Here is a 19,119-nt window from a genome sequence, read left to right on the forward strand (position 1 = left end):
GTTTTCGTTGTCCTGCCTATGTTTCGGAGCGCACAGTCCCCACGCAAGCCTTCGGTGTGGAAGGAGTTTGGCGGTATGGGTAGAACGCGCTGGGCACGGTTCGTCGGGGTGCTCGGTATCGGTGCCGTGGGTGCTGGTGCCCTCCTCTTCGGCATGTCCCAGGGAGCGCTGGCCGCCTCGTTCGCGGTGTCCGGCCATGATTTCAAGGTGTCCGCCGATAGCTTGACGGGCCAGGGATTCGTCCAGTTCGGTGGCGTGGACGCGGGTGCCGGGAAGGTTCACGTCGTTGCGGTCAGCGGCTTCAAGACCGCGACTCTGAACAAGTTCTGTCAGTCGGTGTTCGTCGGCAACATGCCGATCGTCGGTGACGTCACGATGCGCATCACCGCGGACGGCGTTGGTGGCATGTCGGCCGACAACCTGGTCGTCAACCTCACCGACCTCTCCGGTGACCTGGAGCTGGGTGCTCCGGACATCGGCATCGACGCGAGCAAGGTGACCAAGGGACCGGAGAACCTCAGGGGTCTGCCGGGCTCGTTCGGTCTGCAGGCCGACTCGGCGAAGATCACCGGTCTCAAGCAGACCGCCTGGTCCACCACGGCTCAGACCATCAGGTTCAAGGGCATGAACCTGACCATTCGCCAGGGGAAGCAAGAGTGCTTCTGACGATCTGGCGCGGCTTCACCGCGTGGCGACGTGGCCGGCCCTTCTGGGCCGGCCTGTTCGTGGCACTGGGCGCGCTGATCATCCTGTTTCCGCCGTACGCCAACCTGAAGCTTGGCGACATGGTCATCTCGATCCAGACGCTCGGTGGCGTGTCCGCGCTGCTGATCGGTTCGCTGCTGGCCCTGTGTGCGGTGGCGTTGTGGGTGGCGCCCAAGTTCCGGCTCGCGGCGGGCATCGTCACGGTGCTGCTGTCGCTGGTCGCGCTCGTCGTGACCAACCTCGGCGGGTTCCTCTTCGGCACCATCTTCAGCCTGCTCGGGGGCGCCCTCGCCGTGGCGTGGACGGACGCTCCCAAGAAGCCGAAGAAGTCCAAGAACAGCGCCGAGAGCGCCCCCGGGAGCAGCACCGAGGAAGAGCTCCCGGACAGCCCAGAGCCCAGCAGTCCAGAGACCACCCAGAGGGTCCAACCCACATGATCCGGACACAGCCGCTGGCCGCGGTCGCGATGGTCGCGGTCCTGGCGCTGCAACCACCGTCGAGCTCCGAGCCGCCGCCTCCCAGCAGCAGCTCACCGGCTCCGACGAGCAGCTCGGAACCACCCCCTGTTTCCAGCAGCAGCGCCACTCCACCGCCGGCGTCGTCGTCCGTGCCGACCGTTCCGTCCAGCACGGAACCGCCTCCGACGTCGGCGCCACCCCCGCCACCGGCCCCTGCCCCGGTGGCGGGCGGAGGCCGGGAGTGGACGCTGAAGGCCTCGCGACTGGAGCTCGGCGGCCTCAACTTCGTCGGAGTCGTCGACGCCCTGCTGAACGGCCAGGTCATCAAGGTTCTCAAGTTCACGACGACCGACATGAAGATCAAGGACCTGGTGCAGTCCGCCGAGGTGTCGCCGGGGGTCAGGCTCGTCACCGCTGCCCGCGCGGGCAGCACCTCAACGGTGAACCTGAAGAAGGCGGACGGCGCACCGCAACCTCCGCCGCTGATCGAGCTGTTCACGGTGCAGCTCAAGGGCAACCTGGACATCCTCGGGATCAAGATCCCGGTCGACTACACGGCTGCCCACCCGCCACCTCTGAACGTGCCGTTCGTGACGTTCACCGACGTGACGGTCCGCAACACCGACCTCAAGGGCGGCACGCTGACGATCCCGGGAGCCCGGATCTCCGTCGTGACCGACCAGGCGCCGACCGAAAGGCGCTGACCAGCGCACAAGAGCTCTGGAGCCCGCACACGCCCTGAGGCTGTGCGGGCTTCAGTTCGTGTCAGGTCAGATGCCGCACTTCTTCGGGCCTTCGAACACGCCCTCCCGGAACCGCGCCACCCGCGCGAAACCCGGATCCACCGCGTCCTCGCCGCGAGCGTCACGGGCCGCGTAGTCGAACCGCAGCAGCACCATCACGGCCTCGTCGAAGTCGCCGGGCGAGAGCCCGAACCCGTCCCGGCGCTGGAACACCGCGCCCGTGTACGCGCCGGCCAGGCACAGGGCCGCGGCCGAGGCGTCCTCGCCCTCCACCGGCTTGCCCAGCACGGCCAGCTCGGCGATGGCGTACCGGGTGGCGATGAGCGTGCCGGTCGCGTAGTCGCCCAGCTCCTTGTGCAGCGCCGGCAGCTCGTCCTTGGTGTCGATCTTGATCGTCTTGTCCGACGGGCAGTAGGCGACCGGACCCTGGTCACCGGAGCAGGTCGGCTCGGTCTGGGAGGCCTCTGCACGAGGAGACGGCCAGGTCCTGCCCGCGGAGGTGGCCAGTGTCTTGAAGTAGCCGTCCAGGTCGGGCGTGACCGATTCGAGCATCTGCGAGAACGGCAGGTTGCCGCCGTTCGCGCGGTCCGTGACGTTGGTGAACGCGCGCTGGGTGAACGTGCGGTTCTGCACCGACATCGCCGCGCAGAACTTCGTGCCCTGCTCGTAGCCGTCCTGGAACGCCGCCACGCGGTCGAACGCGCTGCCGTGCGCCTGCTCGTCCTCCGGGGAGGTGCCGACCGGGTCGCGGAACGTGATCAGCGCGCCCAGGGCCTTGTCCAGGGCGTCCGTGCCGATGTCGAGGCGCTGGGACTTGCCGTCGGTCACGTTGCGCACGAACGCGCCGGCGAAGCAGTCGGCCTGGGCCTCGGTGAGGATCGTCGGGAACCTCTCGGGCTCGCGGCGCTCGGCTTCCGGCGTGATGCCCATGCGGTTCTGCACCGCGTGGCCGATCTCGTGGGCCAGCACGACGACCACCGCGGCCTCGCCGAAGCGGTCCTGCAGCACCGGCAGCAGGGACGCGCGGTCCCAGGCGATCGCGTCGGCGGCGGGGCAGTAGAACGCGTTGCCCTCCACGTCCGCGGCCTTCTGGGTGCACGGTGGCGGCTTCGCGGTGGCGTCGGCCGTGTCCACCGAGTAGTAGCCGCCGGTCAGCGGCTTCCACGGCTTGTTGAACGTCTGCTGGAACGACTCCTGCCAGAAGTCGTTGATGTCCGTGAGGGCGGTGGCGGCGAGCTTGTCGATCGCGCCGTTGTCCGAGCCCCGCACCTGGATGGTCTCGGTGGAGGCCTCCTTCTTCACCACCTTGGCTGCACGCGGGCGCCCGGGAATCTCGGCGGTGCAGCCCACCGCGAGGAGGGCGGTGGCCACGATCAGCGCGATGCTCCGGTGCCGCATGAACCCATTGTGCCTGCCGGCCGGCTTGAGGGACGTCCTACTCGGCGAACTCAGGCGCATACAGAGGCCAACGTGTGGCGGGCTGATCAGGTTCACCGAGCCGGTGCCGTCCGATCGACTTACATTTCCACCTGTGCGCGAATTGCTGTGCGCCGCACTGTTGCTCTCAGGCCCTCCTACCGGGGCCGATCCGGCGATGCCCGGCTGCGGAGGGGGCATCGCACCCGACCCGCGCCACGGCGTCATCATCGGGCCCGGCACCGTCGGCACGACCCTCGACGCGGTCCCCGGAGGCGTCTACGACCTGAGCGTCTGGTCCGGCAGCACCGCGCCAGGACCGGCGACCGCGACCGGGCTGCAGTTCCTCGACGAGGGCGGAGCTCAGACCGGAAGGACCTACGCCCGCTGGCCGACCTGGAAAAGCTGAAGCGGTACAACAACTACGGCATGATCGCGCCACCGAAAGCGGCCACCGTCCGGTTCTTCGCCAGGACGAACACCGAGATCCACGGCGAGAGTGTCCGGCGCGCTCTACTGGAACGGAGCGCTGCCGGACAGATCAGTCGGTCTCGGGAACCAGCCACAGCACACCGGCGGGCGGCAGCTGCAGCAACGCGGAGTACGGCCGCCCGTGCCACGGGCTGGCCTCGGCCTCGACGCCGCCGAGGTTGCCCACGCCGGAGCCGCCGTAGTGCGCCGCGTCGGTGTTGAGGAGCTCCTTCCACCGCCCGGCGGACGGCAGGCCGACCCGGTAGTCGTGGTGCGGCATGCCGGCGAAGTTGGCCACGCAGGCCAGCACCGACCCGTCCTCACCGATCCGCAGGAACGACAGCACGTTGCCACCGGAGTCGTTCGCGTCGATCCACTGGAACCCCTCCGGCGTCACGTCGTGCGAGAACAACGCCGCCGAAGTCCGGTACACCGAGTTCAGGTCGCGCATCAACGCCTGAATGCCCTGGTGCAGGCCCTCCTGCTCCACGAGGTGCCAGTCGAGCGACCTCGACTCCGACCACTCCTGGCGCTGCCCGAACTCGCCGCCCATGAACAGCAGCTGCTTGCCGGGATGCGCCCACATGAAGGCCAGCAGCGACCGCACCCCCGCGGCCTTGTTCCAGTCGTCACCCGGCATCCGGCCCCACAGCGAGCCCTTGCCGTGCACCACCTCGTCGTGCGACAGCGGCAGCACGAAGTTCTCGCTCCACGCGTAGACCAGCGAGAACGTCATCTCGTTGTGGTGGAACGACCGGTGGATCGGCTCACGCGACAGGTAGTGCAGCGTGTCGTGCATCCAGCCCATGTTCCACTTGAACCCGAACCCGAGCCCGCCGAGGTGCGTCGGCCGCGTGACGCCGGGCCACGCCGTGGACTCCTCGGCGATCATCACCACGCCGGGGTGACGGCGGTAGACCGTCGCGTTCAGCTCCTGAAGGAACCGCACCGCGTCGAGGTTCTCGCGGCCGCCGTACTCGTTCGGCAACCACTGGCCCTCCGGCCGCGAGTAGTCGAGGTAGAGCATCGACGCGACGGCGTCCACGCGCAGACCGTCGAGGTGGAACTCCTCGATCCAGTACAGCGCGTTGGCGACCAGGAAGTTGCGGACCTCGTTGCGCCCGAAGTCGAAGACGTACGTGCCCCAGTCGAGCTGTTCTCCGCGGCGGGGGTCGGCGTGCTCGTACAGCGCCGTGCCGTCGAACTTCGCGAGCGCCCAGCTGTCCTTCGGGAAGTGCGCCGGCACCCAGTCGACGATCACGCCGATGCCGCGCTGGTGCAGCGTGTCGACGAAGAACCGGAAGTCGTCCGGCGACCCGAACCGCGAGGTCGGCGCGTAGTAGGAGGTGACCTGGTAGCCCCACGAACCGCCGAACGGGTGCTCGGCGACCGGCAGCAGTTCCAGATGCGTGAAACCCAGGTCCTCGCAGTAGTCCGCGAGCTCGTTCGCCAGCTCCCGGTAGCCGAGACCGGGCTTCCACGAGCCGAGGTGCACCTCGTAGATCGACATCGGCGCGTTCACCCACTGGGTGGCCTCGCGCCGCGCCTCCCACTCCGCGTCCTGCCACTGGTACTCGGACCGCGTCACGACCGAGGCCGTCTGCGGCGGAACCTCCGTGGCGAACGCCATCGGGTCGGCCTTCTCGTGCCACACGCCGTCCGCGCCGAGGATGCGGAACTTGTACCGCGAACCCACCGGGACGTTCGGCAGGAACACTTCCCACACACCGCTGGAACCCATGGAGCGCAACGGGTTGGCGCGCCCGTCCCAGCCGTCGAAGTCGCCCGTGACGCGCACACCGCGCGCGTTCGGCGCCCACACGGCGAACGAGACACCGGTGACGTCACCGGAAGTCGTTTCATAGCAACGGACATGCGCGCCGAGCACGTCCCAGAGCCGTTCGTGCCTGCCCTCGCCGATCAGGTGCAGGTCCAGCTCGCCGACCGTCGGCAGCCACCGGTACGGGTCGTCGACCTCGACCGTGTGGTCGCCGTAGGACACCAGCAACCGGTAGTCGCCCGGCGCTTCCGGCAGCTCGCCCTCGAAGAGTGCGTCGGCGATGCGTGGCAGCTCGACCTGCTTGTCACCCCACGACACCGCGACCGACGTCGCGCCGGGCCGCAACGCGCGAGCGATCACCTGATCGCCGATGGTGTGCACGCCCAGCACCGAGTGCGGGTCGTGATGGGCTCCTGACAGCAGTCGGTCCAGGTCGGCCTTCACGACTCACTCTCCTCCGCTTGTCATGCGGGCGATCGACGACAACGGGACCGTCAACCACTCCGGCCTGTTCGCGTGCTCGTAAGCGACCTCGTAGACCGCCTTGTCCAACTCGAACGCGCGCAGCAGGTGCGTGTTGTCCCGCGGATCGGCCGCCACCTCGGCGTACCCGTCGCAGAACGCCGCACGGTTGCGCTTCGTCCACTCCATCGCGCGGTATTCGAGCTGGTCGTCGTCGGGCTGACCGATGAGCAGCTGCCTGGCCGCGTAGTCGAACGACCTCAGCATCCCCGCCACGTCGCGCAACGGCGACTTCAGCGCGTTGCGCTCCGCCGCGGGTGCCGCCGGCTCGCCCTCGAAGTCGATCAGCAGCCAGCCGTGCACGGTCCGCAGCACCTGGCCCAGGTGCAGGTCGCCGTGGATGTGCTGGATCGGGATCTGCCCGATGTGCTGCCGGGCTTCCTCGAACGTGGCGCGCAACGCCTCTTCGTAACGGCCCAGCTCGGGCACCGCCTCCAGCACGGTGTCCAGGCGCTGCTGCATGCCCGCGATGGCGTGCGTGATCGCGTCCTCGTCGGCGATCCGCGTGCCGAGCGCCTCGGCTAGGTCGGCGTGCACCTTGGCCACCGCGTGGCCGAGGCGGCAGGCCTCGCCGGCGAAGTCGCCGCCGACCTCGTCCGCGTGCAGGTCGGCCTCCGCCATCAGGTCGCGCACCGAGGTCTTGGCCATGTCCCAGCCCTCGACCGCGTCCGGCAGGAACTCCTGCAGCATCGCGAGAGTGACCGGTTCACCGTCCAGCTCGGTCGAGATCGAGCCCAGCGGCAGCGCGATGTGCTCGCAGCCGACCGACCGCAACGCCCTGTGCATCACCAGGTCGCGGTTCTCGCCGCGGGCGAGCTTGCGGAAGATCTTCAGGATGTACTGCTGGCCGTAGATCAGGGACGTGTTGGACTGCTCGACGCCGATCGGCCTGCCGCGCAACGAGGTGCGCAGCTCGACACCCTCCTCGTGCGCGAACGTGATGCCGTCCACGTGTTCACCTGCCGCGATTTTGGTCAGCAGTAAGCCGTTCCGCTCGGGGTCTGCCGTGGCGTCGAAGCCGTCGGAGTGCTCGCTGATGATCAGCTGGTACTTCTCGGTGCGGCCGGGCTGCTCGACCTCGACGATCACGTGCACCAGATCGTCGCTCAGCGGGGTCGTCCGCAGTGGACGGACGGCGGTGACCGGGCGGTCCTTGCCGCCGAACCAGCGCAGCGTCGGCAGAACGTCGGGCAGGGTGGTGACCAGCTTGTCGGTGAGCTCGTCGGGGTCAATCACGCGCGATTCACCTCATTTCGCCGTCGTCGCCCGCCTCTACCAGCTGGAACCAGTAGAAACCGTGACCGGGAAGGGTCAGCAGGTACGGGAGTTCCCCGATCGCCGGGAACTTGACACCTCCTGTGAGCTCCAGCGGCGTGTAGTCGCGGTGTTCGGAGAGGTCCAGCTCGACGGGTTGCGGGAAGCGTGACAGGTTGTTCACGCAGAGCACGATGTCCTCGCGTCCGTCGGGACGCTTCCACAGTCGTTTGTAGGCGAGCACGCTCGGGTTCGAGCCGCCGAGCTCGCTGAAGTCGCCCTCGGCGAACGCGTGGTGCTGCTTGCGCACCTCGATCATCCGGCGGGTCCAGTTGAGCAGCGACGACGTGTTGTTGAGCTGCGCCTCGACGTTCAGGGCCTGGTAGCCGTAGACCGGGTCCATGATCACCGGCAGGTAGATCCGGCCGGGGTCGCACGACGAGAAGCCCGCGTTGCGGTCCGGCGTCCACTGCATCGGCGTGCGCACGGCGTCGCGGTCGGCGAGCCAGATGTTGTCGCCCATGCCGATCTCGTCGCCGTAGTAGAGGACGGGCGAACCGGGCAATGACAGCAGCAGTGCGGTGAACAGCTCGTGCTGGTTGCGGTCGTTCTCCAGCAACGGGGCCAAACGCCTTCTGATGCCGATGTTCGCCTTCATCCGCGGGTCCTTGGCGTACTCCGCGTACATGTAGTCACGTTCTTCGTCCGTGACCATTTCCAGCGTCAGCTCGTCGTGGTTGCGCAGGAAGATGCCCCACTGCGCGTTCTCGGGGATCGCCGGCGTCTGCGCCAGGATCTCCGAGATCGGGAACCGCGACTCGCGCCGCACCGCCATGAAGATCCGCGGCATCAGCGGGAAGTGGAACGCCATGTGGCACTCGTCGCCACCGATCTCCGGGTCGCCGAAGTACTCGACCACGTCCGACGGCCACTGGTTCGCCTCGGCGAGCAGCACCCGGCCGGGGTACTCGTCGTCGACGACCTTGCGGCAGCGCTTGAGGAACTCGTGCGTGCGCGGCAGGTTCTCGCAGTTCGTGCCCTCCTCCTCGAAGAGGTACGGCACGGCGTCGAGGCGGAACCCGTCGATGCCGAGGTCGAGCCAGAAGCGCAGGACGTCGAGCATCGCCTCCTGCACGTCCGGGTTCTCGTAGTTGAGGTCCGGCTGGTGGCTGAAGAAGCGGTGCCAGAAGAACTGGCCGCGGACCGGGTCGTACGTCCAGTTCGACGACTCCGTGTCGACGAAGATGATCCGGGCGCCCGCATAGCGCGAGTCGTCGTCGCTCCACACGTAGTAGTCGCCGTACGGGCCCGTCGGGTCCTGCCGCGACTGCTGGAACCACGGGTGCGCGTCACTCGTGTGGTTCAGCACCAGGTCGGTGATCACCCGGATCCCGCGCCGGTGCGCCTCCTCCAGCAGGTACACGAAGTCCTCGACGGTGCCGAACTCCGGCAGCACCGCGCGGAAGTCGCTGATGTCGTACCCGCCGTCGCGCAGGGGAGAGGCGTAGAACGGCGGCAGCCAGAGGCAGTCGACGCCCAGCCACTCCAGGTAGTCGAGCCTGGACGCGAGCCCTCTGAGATCACCTGTCCCGTCACCGTTGGAGTCGCTGAACGCGCGGACCAGAACCTCGTAGAAGACGGCACCCTTGAACCAGCTCGGGTTCGCCAGCGCCGGCTTGGCCGACTTGAAGTCCTCTGCCTGGGGCTCGATGAGCATGCCGTCGTCGTCGATGGCCTCACCGGTGTGCGGAATGCCTTCCAAGCCCAGTGCCGCGTCGGGACGGGTGTCTTCGTTCATGATCTCCCACCTCGTCGGGGTGTTGAGGTCACGGGTGGCTTCCGTCGTCCGAACGACGGAAGCCACCCGTGACCTAGCTGAAGCGGCGCTGCAGGCTCACGACGTGCGCGACGGCACGCCACGGCTCGAGGCGGACGTAGTTGGCCTGTCCCCAGTCCCAGGTCTCGCCGGTGACCTCGTCGTGCGCGATCACCCGCTCGTGCCAGTCGAAGCCGAGTGCGGGCAGGTCGAGGTACAGCGTGCCGTCCTGGGCGTTGTTCGGGTCGAGGCTCACCACGACCACGACCGTGTCACCCGTTGCCGGATCGCGCTTGGAGAAGGCGAGTAGCGCGTCGTTGTCCACGTGCTGGAACTTCAGCGTGCGCATCTGCTGGAGCGCCGGATGCGCCTTGCGGATGTGGTTCAGCTTGCGCAGCCACGGTTCGAGAGATCGCCCGTCCGCGAGTGCGCGGGCGTAGTCACGCGGCCGCAGCTGGTACTTCTCGGAGTTGAGGTACTCCTCGCTGCCTGGCTTGACGGCTTCGTGCTCGAACAGCTCGTAGCCGCTGTACACGCCCCACGTGGGGGAGAGCGTCGCCGCGAGGGCCGCGCGGAGCGCGAACATGCCGGGACCGCCGTGCTGCAGCGACTCGTGCAGGATGTCCGGCGTGTTCACGAAGAGGTTCGGCCGCGCCTCGTCCCAGTGGTCGCGGAGGTCCTCGCCGAACTCGATCAGCTCCTGCTTGCCCGTCCGCCACGTGAAGTACGTGTACGACTGGGTGAAGCCGAGCTTGGCCAGGCCGTAGAGCCGCGCGGGACGGGTGAAGGCCTCGGACAGGAACAGCGTGTCCGGGTAGACCTCCTTGACCTTCCAGATCAGCCACTGCCAGAAGTCCGGCGGCTTGGTGTGCGGGTTGTCGACCCGGAAGATCCGCACCCCGTGCTCGGCCCAGTACAGGACCACGCGCAGCACCTCGTGGTAGAGGCCCTGCGGGTCGAGGTCGAAGTTGATCGGGTAGATGTCCTGGTACTTCTTGGGCGGGTTCTCCGCGTACGCGATCGTGCCGTCCGGCCGCGTGGTGAACCACTCCGGGTGCTTGAGCACCCACGGGTGGTCCGGCGCGCACTGCAGCGCGAAGTCGAGTGCGACTTCCATGCCGAGCTGATGGGCGCGTTCGACGAGGGCGTCGAAGTCCTCGATCGTGCCGAGCTGCGGGTGGATCGCGTCGTGGCCGCCCTCGTCCGCGCCGATGGCCCACGGCGAACCGGTGTCCTCGGGTCCCGCGACGAGCGTGTTGTTGGGGCCCTTCCGGTTCACTCGCCCGATCGGGTGGATCGGCGGGAAGTAGACGACGTCGAAGCCCATCGCGGCGACCCGGTCGAGCTCCTTGGTCGCCGTGGCGAACGTGCCGTGCACCGCCTGGCCGGTCTCGTCGATCCCGCCTGTGCTGCGCGGGAAGAACTCGTACCACGAGCCGTACGCGGCCTTCTTGCGGTCGCACCAGATCTTGTGCGTCTTGCCCTTGGTGATCAGCTCGCGCACCGGGTGCTCGAACATGATCTTCTGGACGTCGTCGGCGAAGGCCGGCGCGACGCGTTCGCCCAGCGGCCGGTCCTCGTCGCGGAGTGCTTCCGCCGCGGACGTGAGAAGTGCTCGCTCCTGTCTCCGATCCGGGCGTCGTGCCACCCGATCGAGCAGCTGTGCACCGATCTCAAGATCGTTTGCGAGATCGCCGGGACCCTGTCCCGCCGCGATCTTCACCTCAACGGTGTGGTTCCAGGTGCCCCAGGGGTCGCTCCACGCATCGATCCGGAACGTCCACGCTCCCTGGTGATCGGGAACGATCGTGGCACCCCAGCGGTCGAGGCCGATGCCGACCTCGTGCATTCTCGTCTGGCGAGCGACTCGGTCGTTCGGTCCTCGCCACGTGACTGTCGCCGCGAGCTTGTCGTGACCCTCGCGCCACACCGTGGCCTGAACCGGAATGTGTTCTCCCACAACGGCTTTGGCTGGATACCTGCCAGCCGACACCACCGGGGATACGTCGTCGATACCGAGCCGTCCACTCATCGGCAGCGCCTTTCCGCCGTGTCGCTCCGCGTAGCTCGTAATCCTGCCTTGCTCGATCAAGCGGCCTGTCAGCGGGTTGCCCCGTTCCAGGTCCGTACCCAGTCGGTGTCGATCGCACACCTTGAGCGGGCTGTGTGTCCAGCATCTCCGTCCATCATGTGGCCACCTCACGTTCTCGGCATTGGACCGTTCGCCCCATACCCACGACGTTACGAGGGGGCTACGGGTACCGTCCCGCGCGTGAACAAGCTTGGCGACCGCTACGTTCTGCTCGACCAGCTCGGCGCCGGCGCGATGGGCGTCGTGTGGCGCGCACGCGACGAGCTCCTGCACCGGGACGTCGCGGTCAAGCAGCTGCTCCTCAACGACGTTCAGCCGAACGAGTTCCACGAAGCCGTCCAGCGCGCCATGCGGGAAGGGCGCATTGCCGCGCGCCTGCAGCACCCGAACGCGATCGCCGTGTACGACGTCGTCGTCGACAACGGCAAGCCCTGTCTGGTCATGGAGTATTTGCCCTCCCGCAACCTGTCGGCGGTCCTGGACGAGCGCGGACCCATGCCCCCGGTGGAGGCCGCCCGGATCGGGTCGCTGGCCGCGTCCGCGTTGGCCGCCGCGCACGCCGCCGGGATCGTGCACCGCGACATCAAGCCCGGCAACGTCCTCATTGGACGTGACGGCGCGGTCAAGATCACCGACTTCGGCATCTCGCGCGCGCTGGGCGACGTCGCCGTGACCAAGACCGGCATGCTCGCGGGCACGCCCGCGTACCTGGCGCCGGAGCTCGCCCGCGGTGCCGAGCCCGCGCCGCCGTCGGACGTCTTCTCGCTCGGCGCGACGCTCTACGCGATGACCGAGGGCGAGCCCCCGTTCGGCAAGAGCACCAACGACCTCGGCCTGCTCTACAAGGTCGCGCGCGGCGAGACCCGGCCGCCGATGCGCTCCGGCCCGCTCACGCCGTTGCTGGTCCGGCTGCTGGCCAACGAGCCGTCGCAGCGCCCCACCGCGGCCCAGGCGGCGGAGGAGCTGAAGGCGATCGCGTCCGGCAACGTGCCCCCGGTCACCACCGTGCTCCCTCCTCGCCCGATGACGCCGCCGTCCGGCACCGCCGTGATGCCGTCCGGGCCCGGCACGCAGGGGCCGCGCACGGTACCGCCGCTGGGGCCGCCGCCCCAGGGTCCGCGCACGAGGCCGCCGGCGCCGGTGTTCGACCAGCCGGAGCTGCCGCGCAAGAGCAACCGGGGCCTGGCCGTCGCCGCCTCGATCCTCGCGGTGCTGCTCGTCGCGGGCGTGGCGTACGCGATCATCAACGCCGGCGGCGGCGGCAACAGCGCGGCGGGGCCCACCTCGACCCAGAGCACCCCGCAGAGCCAGGCGCAGGCCGGCGCCACGACCCAGACCAAGGCTCCGACCACCACGGCCCAGAAGAAGCCGGCGCCGACGTCGCAGACCTACACCAGCCAGCCGCCGTCGAAGCCCGCGAGCAAGTTCAACGCGGCCCAGGTCACGCTGTTCGTCAAGCAGCACTACGCGAAGCTGCCGAAGGACGTCGCGGGCGCCCGAGAGGACTGGGATCCGGAAAGCGCGCCCAGCGAAGGCTCCGAGAAGGAGTACTGGAGCGGCTACACGAAGGTCGCGGTCAAGGGCAATCCGGTCGTCACGACGTCCGACGACGGCACCTTCACCGTGACGACGGCGCTGGACCTGACCGAGGCCGAGACGAACAAGGTCGTGACGGAGGAGCACATCCTCAAGATTTCCGGCAAAGGCGACAAACTGCTCATCATCGACGAACAGCGCTGAACGGCAGCTTCGTCGTTTCGGCTGCTCACGCGGCCGGGCGTCTTGACCGGTTCTGCAAGTCGTTGCAGGTGTGAGCGGGAACGTTGTCAGGCGTGCGGGGGTGGCAGGTAAGTTGCCTCGGCATGCGAGCACTTCGCCGGTTCACCGTCCGAGCCAGTCTGCCGGAGCCCCTGTCCGCGCTGAGCACGCTCGCCACCAACCTGCGCTGGACGTGGCACCCGCCCACGCAGGAACTCTTCGCCTCGATCGACCCACGCGTCTGGTCAGAGGTCGGTGGCGACCCGTTGCGCCTGCTCTCCGTCGTGGACGCCGGAAAGCTGGAGGCCCTCGCGAGAGACGAGCAGTTCCTGCTCAAGCTCCACGCGCTCGCCTCCGACCTGGAGCGCTACGTCGAGGGGCCACGGTGGTACCAGCGGCGCCAGGACGAGATCGCCCAGCGGCGCGAGCACGGAGCGACCACCGACAACCCGTTGCCGACGAGCGTCGCGTACTTCTCGATGGAGTTCGGCGTGCACGAGGCGCTGCCGAACTACTCGGGCGGCCTCGGCATCCTCGCCGGTGACCACCTCAAGGCGGCCAGCGACCTCGGCGTGCCGCTGATCGCGGTCGGCCTGCTCTACCGGTCCGGTTACTTCCGGCAGTCGCTGTCGCTCGACGGCTGGCAGCAGGAGCACTACCCGTCGCTCGACCCGCGCGGGCTGCCGCTCGAGCTGCTGACCGAGCCGTCCGGGCTGCCGTTGCTGGTCCACGTGGCGATGCCGGGCGACCGGATGCTGCGCGCCAAGATCTGGCGGGCCCAGGTGGGCCGGGTGCCGTTGCTGCTGCTCGACTCGGACGTGGAGCAGAACGACGAGGACCTGCGCGGCGTCACCGACCGGCTCTACGGCGGCGACCAGAACCACCGCATCCGCCAGGAGATCCTCGCGGGCATCGGCGGCGTGCGCGCCGTGCGCACGTTCTGCGAGCTCACCGGCCATGCGCAGCCCGAGGTGTTCCACACCAACGAGGGCCACGCGGGCTTCCTCGGTCTTGAGCGGATCCGCGAGTACATCACCAACGACGGTCTGGACTTCGACCAGGCGCTCACGGCCGCGCGTGCCGGTGCCGTGTTCACCACGCACACGCCCGTGCCCGCCGGCATCGACAGGTTCCCGGTCGACCTGGTCCAGCACTACTTCGGGTCCGAGCAGCTCGTGCCCGGCGTGAACACCCAGCGGATCCTCGCGCTCGGCGCGGAGGACAACCCCGGCATGTTCAACATGGCCCACATGGGTCTGCGCCTGGCCCAGCGCGCGAACGGTGTGTCCAAACTGCACGGTGAGGTCAGCAGGGACATGTTCCGCGGCCTCTGGCCGGGCTTCGACGCCACCGAGGTGCCGATCGGCTCGGTCACCAACGGCGTACACGGTCCGACGTGGGCGGCGACCGAGATGAGCAAGCTGCTCGGTGCGTCCGAAGCGGACACCCAGACCAGCACCGGCCTCGGCATCGGCTCGTTCGAGCCGGTCACCGACGCGGGCCTGTGGGAGCTGCGGTCGACGCTGCGCGGCCGCCTGGTCACCGAGGTGCGGCGCAGGCTGCGCGAGTCGTGGCTGCAGCGCGGCGCGTCGGCGCTGGAGCTGGGCTGGACCGACTCGGTGTTCGACCCCGGCGTGCTGACCGTCGGCTTCGCCCGGCGCGTACCGACCTACAAGCGCCTCACGCTGATGCTGCGCGACCCGGAGCGGCTGCGCGGCCTGCTGCTGCACCCCGAGCGGCCCGTGCAGCTCGTGGTCGCGGGCAAGTCGCACCCGGCCGACGACGGCGGCAAGGCGCTGATCCAGCAGATCGTGCGCTACGCCGACGACGCTGGCGTGCGGCACCGGATCGTGTTCCTGCCGGACTACGACATGTCGATGGCCCGGTACCTGTACTGGGGCTGCGACGTGTGGCTGAACAACCCGATGCGCCCGCTTGAGGCGTGCGGCACGTCCGGCATGAAGGCGGCGTTGAACGGCGGCCTCAACCTGTCCATCCGCGACGGTTGGTGGGACGAGCTCTACGACGGGTCCAACGGCTGGGCCATCCCGACCGCGGACGGCGTCACCGACCCGATCCGCCGGGACGACCTGGAGGCCAACGCCCTGTACGAGCTGCTCGGCTCGCAGGTCGCGCCGCTGTTCTACGACCGGGGCGAGGACGGCGTGCCGACCCGCTGGATGTCGATGGTCCGGCACACGCTGGCCTCGCTCGGGCCGGTCGTGCAGGCCTCGCGCATGGTCCGCGACTACGTGGAGAGCTACTACGCGCCGTCGGCCGCGTCGGCCGCGGGTGTGGTCGGCGAGGGCTTCCGCGGCGCGAAGGAGCTGTCCGCGTACCGGCACCGGCTGCGCGCGTCGTGGACGCGGGTGCGGGTGCTCGACAGCGACCTGGTGCTCGGCGGCTCGTCGGTGCCGGTGCTGGGTGCGCCGGTCATCGTGCGGGCGCGGGTCGAGCTGGCAGGGCTGGAGCCGTCCGAAGTGGACGTTCAGGTCGTGCTCGGCAAGGTGTCCCACGACTCCGACGAGCTCAAGGACGTCGTCACCGCCCCGATGAACTACGCGGGCAACGGCAACTACGAGGCGGAGGTGCCGCTGCCGCACGCGGGCTCGCTCGGCTACACCGTGCGAGTGCTGCCGCGTCACGGTCTGCTGGCGTCTCCCGGGGAACTCGGCAGGGTCGTGCTGGCCAGCTGACCTGGCAGGAGATCAACACAGGGCATCCAGTTCGCCTTCAAGCGGTGGGCTGGATGCCCTGATGTGTTCGTCTTCTTTGTTTCCTGTTCACTGCTCGTGATCCGGGGCAGGCGCGTGTTCGATTCAGCGCCCTCCCTCAATCGAATGAGCCCTTTTTCGAGTGGGTGAATTCGTGATCTCCGCTGGTAGGGGCCGGTGTACAGGCTTACGCTCTGTCACATGGAATGAACCGCACCAGAATTTCCACGACGGTATTTCCGGTCGGCTCCAGCGAATTTGCGCATTGAGGAAGAAGGTAGCCGTGAAGAAGACGATTACCGCACTCTCGCTCGTCGCAGCTCTGTTCACCGCTTCATCCGTACCGGCTGCCAGTGCGACGCCCGCCGCGCAAGAACTCCCAGCCGCCTGCGCGGGTCTCGTGACCGACCTCGCCGGGAAGCTCACGAAAGTCGTCAGCAGCCTGTTGCCCGTGCCGAACGTGGGCGCGGTGACACCGTTGATCGGTGATCTGCTCGGGCTGGTCTCCGCTCTGCAGGGCGCCGGCTGTCTGCCGACACCGCCGGTGAGCGCGCCGGGCGTGCCGTTGCCGGTCAAGGCCGCCGAGTACAGCGGGCCTGTCGACCAGTGTCTGCCGGTCGTGCTGAACCTGGTCTCGTCCATCGCCGGTCTCGGCGGCACGATCCTCGGGGCTGCCGGTGGTGGCCTGCCGGACATCGGCAAGATCACCGGGATTCTGACGACGTTGCTCAAGACGGTCACCGACCTGCTGCAGAAGTGCGGCCTGCCGGCACCTCCTGGCGGCCTGCCGACGCTGCCCGGCCTGCCGCTGCCGGTCGAGAACAGCTGATCTGAAACGCGGGGTGGGAAAGGGTCCGTCACCGGTCTCGGTGACGGGCCCTTTCCCGTGTGCGTTCCGTAGTATTCCGCGCCGGGCTGAATACCTTTCACCACCTGCGCGGTCACCCGGTGGTTGTGGTTCTGGCGCTTTCGGAACTGCACACAATTGTGCGACTGATCCGTTTTCGGTCAGACGATGTGGTTAGCCTGCGCAGGTGATGGCAATGGTGGCGGCGGCAACATCGTCGTGGGCACCTCGAGCTGCGGCTAGCTGATCTCGAGACGGGCGCGGGCCGCCGCCACCCGCGGGCTCCAGCCCGCGAGCTCGTGCGCCTCGGCCACGAGATCGCGGGCCTTCGCGTTGTTGCCGTCTGCCATCCACGCCCGCGCCATGGTGATGAGGTCGTCGGCACGCCCCGGCGCGTTCTCGCTGCTCTTGGCGGCCCACCCGGCCAGCTGCCTGGCCTTCGCGGTGTCGCCCTCGACCAACGCCATGACCGCCAGCGTCCCGTTCGCCCGGTGCTGCGGATAGCCCGCCTCGTAGGCGTTGTTCAGCATGTTGCGGGCTGTCTCCAGCCCGACCTCGGCCGGGAACTGCCCGGCCTCGACCGCCTGCACGGTGATCCCGGCCGTGGTGGCCATGATGAACGCCAGCTCACGCGTGCCGATGTCGTCGCGCCCGTTCAGCGCGAGCACCGCCTGCAGCGCCTCCAGGTACTTCTCGCGGGCGCACCTGGTCACGACCTTGAGCCCGACCACGGTGATCAGGTCGGGGTGGTCCTTCACCAGCTCGTCGTAGATCCGCTCGGCCTCGTCGATGTCGCCGCGGTGGTAGGCGTCCATGCCCGCCAGCACCCGCGGCCGTGCCTCCAGCTCGCCGAGCCGCCGGCCGCTCAGCTTCGGCAGGCCGAACACGAACCAGCCCAGGCTGGTGTGGCCGGCCTTGTCGATCGGCACGAGCTGCAGGCAGAGGCACGCGGTGGTGGCGAGCGCCAGGCCCTTGCCGAACGCCGAACCGATCGCGAGCCAGGCCGCCGCCGTGATCAGCGCGCAGCAGGCGATGGCGAAGGCCCCGGTGATGACCGTCCGCCTGCGCACGCCCGGCTTCTGCCCGGTGATGCCGACCGCGGCCAGCACCGGGATGGAACGCAGCACGATCCGCTGGTTCGTCCTGGTCCACGACTTGAGCTCGCTGCCGAGGCCGATGATCAGGTGCGTGATCCGCAGTCCGAAGAGGACGGCGCCGAGCGCCAGACCCGCCTGCGCCGCCGTGAGCTGCAGCAGGAGACCGATCAACGCCCCGGCCAGGCCGAGGTGGAAGTCCGGGAAGGTCCAGGCGATCGTGCCGGCCACCGCCAGTGCCGTCACGACCCAGCGCACAACTGTCACGATCTCCAGACGCTACCGGCGTGACAGCGGTTCCACCCCCGGTTCACACCACGGCCTGGGAGCCGCCCTCCCGGATCGGCAGACCGGCCGCGCGCCAGCCGCGGTACCCGCCGACGAGGTCGGTGGCGTTGGCGAGCCCGATCCGTTGCAGATCGCGAGCCGCCAGCGACGAGGCCCATCCCTCGTTGCACACCACGACCACCGTGGTGCCGGCGTCGAAGCCGGGCAGCCGCCAGTCCCCGGCCGGATCCAGCCGCCACTCCAGGACGATCCGCTCGACCACGACGGAGTTCTCGATCTCGCCCTCGGCCAGCCGGTTGTGGATCGGCCGGATGTCGACGATCAACGCGTCCTCGAGCCGGTGCAGCTCATGCGGCTCCAGCCGCTTCAGGTGGGACCGCGCCTCTTCGAGGATGATGTCGACGTTGCTCACGGGCCCTCCTGGTCGGCCAGCTGACGCAGTTCGGGCAGGGGGAGACGCTGTGCGGGCAGCGGCGGGATCGAGTCGGGGATGTCGAGCAGCGACGCGTACTCGCGGGTCGGCACGAGCGGCGGGGAGTAGGCGTGCACGGTCGCGGCGGGCGTGGCGAACGGGTTCGTCACCTGGTGTGCCCGCCCGGAGCCGAAGCCCAGCGCCTCACCGGTGTTGCGGACCGCCGTGCGGACCGGTCCCGCCGGGTAGCGGTAGTCCTCACGCAGCGCGCCGGTCAGCACGGTGAACGACCCGGCGGAGCCGCCGTGGTCGTGCGGCTCCGTGCCCTGTCCCGGCAGCCACGACAGCAGCCACAGCTCCACGCCCTCGGTCAGGCCGAGCCGCGCCCACCAGCGGCGGTCGGCCGAGTACTCGAGGATCTCCAGCAGGCCCGTGGTCAGCTCGCTCGCCACGAACGAGGTCAGGTCGCGCAGTTCGCGCGGCGTCCACAAAGGCCGGGACGCGTGGATCACGTCACGCAGCAGCTGGCTGTCCAGCCGCGGATGCAGGTCGAATTCTGCGATGGTCGAAGTCACCGGCTCGCTCCTGATGGCCACGTCGGTACGGGTAGCGATCAAGACGCGACGCAGCGGCTCAGCGCGCGCGTCGCGTCGAGCTACACCCGCACGAGGCCACGAGGACGAGGTCGATCGTGCGGTCGGACCAGAAGAAGTGGACCGGCACGCGAGCGATGGTGCCAGACCCTCTCG

15 protein-coding genes are annotated in these 19,119 nt (G+C 68.8%); 7 read left to right on the forward strand and 8 right to left on the reverse strand.

Annotation, left to right across the window (positions count from 1 at the left end):
* The first annotated feature begins 75 nt into the window (after positions 1-75).
* Genes ABFX45_RS32145 through ABFX45_RS32155 form a run of 3 tightly spaced genes read left to right on the forward strand, consistent with a single transcriptional unit; the run spans position 76 to position 1,867 of the window.
* Positions 76-666 carry a DUF6230 family protein gene (locus tag ABFX45_RS32145; protein WP_109634480.1) on the forward strand — a complete coding sequence of 197 codons (591 nt, stop codon included), beginning with the start codon at positions 76-78 and terminating at the stop codon, positions 664-666.
* Positions 657-1,142, forward strand: a complete 486-nt coding sequence (locus tag ABFX45_RS32150) for a DUF6114 domain-containing protein (protein WP_346134025.1) — start codon at positions 657-659, stop codon at positions 1,140-1,142. The genes ABFX45_RS32145 and ABFX45_RS32150 overlap by 10 nt, the downstream gene beginning before the upstream one ends.
* Positions 1,139-1,867, forward strand: coding sequence for a hypothetical protein (locus ABFX45_RS32155; protein WP_146231462.1), 729 nt, complete (start codon positions 1,139-1,141; stop codon positions 1,865-1,867). Before ABFX45_RS32150 ends, ABFX45_RS32155 begins: the two co-directional genes overlap by 4 nt.
* A 66-nt stretch (positions 1,868-1,933) precedes the next feature.
* On the opposite strand, the gene ABFX45_RS32160 is transcribed toward ABFX45_RS32155, so the two are convergent.
* Positions 1,934-3,304, reverse strand: coding sequence for a neutral zinc metallopeptidase (locus ABFX45_RS32160; RefSeq protein WP_346134028.1), 1,371 nt, complete (start codon positions 3,302-3,304; stop codon positions 1,934-1,936).
* 133 nt (positions 3,305-3,437) lie between these two features.
* Between ABFX45_RS32160 and ABFX45_RS32165 the strand changes: the two genes are divergently transcribed.
* Complete coding sequence (locus ABFX45_RS32165; protein ID WP_346134029.1) at positions 3,438-3,731, forward strand: hypothetical protein; 294 nt, start codon at positions 3,438-3,440, stop codon at positions 3,729-3,731.
* 132 nt (positions 3,732-3,863) lie between these two features.
* Here ABFX45_RS32165 and glgB read toward each other — a convergent pair whose 3' ends face one another.
* From glgB to ABFX45_RS32185, 4 genes are all read right to left on the reverse strand, one after another.
* Complete coding sequence (glgB, locus tag ABFX45_RS32170) at positions 3,864-6,017, reverse strand: 1,4-alpha-glucan branching protein GlgB (RefSeq protein WP_109634470.1); 2,154 nt, start codon at positions 6,015-6,017, stop codon at positions 3,864-3,866.
* Positions 6,018-6,020: 3 nt separating this feature from the next.
* Positions 6,021-7,331 (reverse strand): maltokinase N-terminal cap-like domain-containing protein, encoded by a 1,311-nt coding sequence (locus ABFX45_RS32175; RefSeq protein WP_346134031.1) that lies wholly within the window; start codon positions 7,329-7,331, stop codon positions 6,021-6,023.
* Between the two features lie 7 nt (positions 7,332-7,338).
* On the reverse strand, positions 7,339-9,147 hold the full coding sequence (gene treS / locus ABFX45_RS32180; protein WP_109635261.1) for a maltose alpha-D-glucosyltransferase: 1,809 nt from the start codon (positions 9,145-9,147) through the stop codon (positions 7,339-7,341).
* A 73-nt stretch (positions 9,148-9,220) separates the two neighbouring features.
* On the reverse strand, positions 9,221-11,197 hold the full coding sequence (locus tag ABFX45_RS32185) for an alpha-1,4-glucan--maltose-1-phosphate maltosyltransferase (RefSeq protein ID WP_346134034.1): 1,977 nt from the start codon (positions 11,195-11,197) through the stop codon (positions 9,221-9,223).
* A gap of 240 nt (positions 11,198-11,437) precedes the next feature.
* On the opposite strand from ABFX45_RS32185, the gene ABFX45_RS32190 reads away from it, so the two are divergent.
* The 3 genes from ABFX45_RS32190 to ABFX45_RS32200 all read left to right on the forward strand — a co-directional run bounded on the left by ABFX45_RS32190 (position 11,438) and on the right by ABFX45_RS32200 (position 16,558).
* A complete protein-coding gene (locus ABFX45_RS32190; protein WP_346134035.1) occupies positions 11,438-12,997 on the forward strand; it encodes a serine/threonine-protein kinase in 1,560 nt (519 codons plus the stop codon).
* A 122-nt stretch (positions 12,998-13,119) separates the two neighbouring features.
* The gene (gene glgP, locus ABFX45_RS32195) at positions 13,120-15,711 is read left to right on the forward strand and encodes an alpha-glucan family phosphorylase (RefSeq protein WP_346134037.1); all 2,592 of its coding nucleotides are present in this window, start codon (positions 13,120-13,122) and stop codon (positions 15,709-15,711) included.
* A 301-nt stretch (positions 15,712-16,012) separates the two neighbouring features.
* A complete protein-coding gene (locus ABFX45_RS32200) occupies positions 16,013-16,558 on the forward strand; it encodes a hypothetical protein (protein WP_346134038.1) in 546 nt (181 codons plus the stop codon).
* Between the two features lie 257 nt (positions 16,559-16,815).
* Here the strand turns inward: ABFX45_RS32200 and ABFX45_RS32205 are convergent, their stop codons facing one another.
* The 3 genes from ABFX45_RS32205 to ABFX45_RS32215 are packed head-to-tail and all read right to left on the reverse strand — an operon-like array spanning position 16,816 to position 18,945.
* Positions 16,816-17,937, reverse strand: a complete 1,122-nt coding sequence (locus tag ABFX45_RS32205; RefSeq protein ID WP_346134040.1) for a tetratricopeptide repeat protein — start codon at positions 17,935-17,937, stop codon at positions 16,816-16,818.
* A gap of 43 nt (positions 17,938-17,980) precedes the next feature.
* A complete protein-coding gene (locus ABFX45_RS32210) occupies positions 17,981-18,370 on the reverse strand; it encodes a rhodanese-like domain-containing protein (RefSeq protein ID WP_109634454.1) in 390 nt (129 codons plus the stop codon).
* A complete protein-coding gene (locus ABFX45_RS32215) occupies positions 18,367-18,945 on the reverse strand; it encodes a cysteine dioxygenase (RefSeq protein ID WP_346134043.1) in 579 nt (192 codons plus the stop codon). Before ABFX45_RS32215 ends, ABFX45_RS32210 begins: the two co-directional genes overlap by 4 nt.
* Positions 18,946-19,119 lie beyond the last annotated feature (174 nt).

This window comes from Lentzea roselyniae (assembly GCF_039537795.1).
Classification (GTDB): domain Bacteria; phylum Actinomycetota; class Actinomycetes; order Mycobacteriales; family Pseudonocardiaceae; genus Lentzea; species Lentzea atacamensis.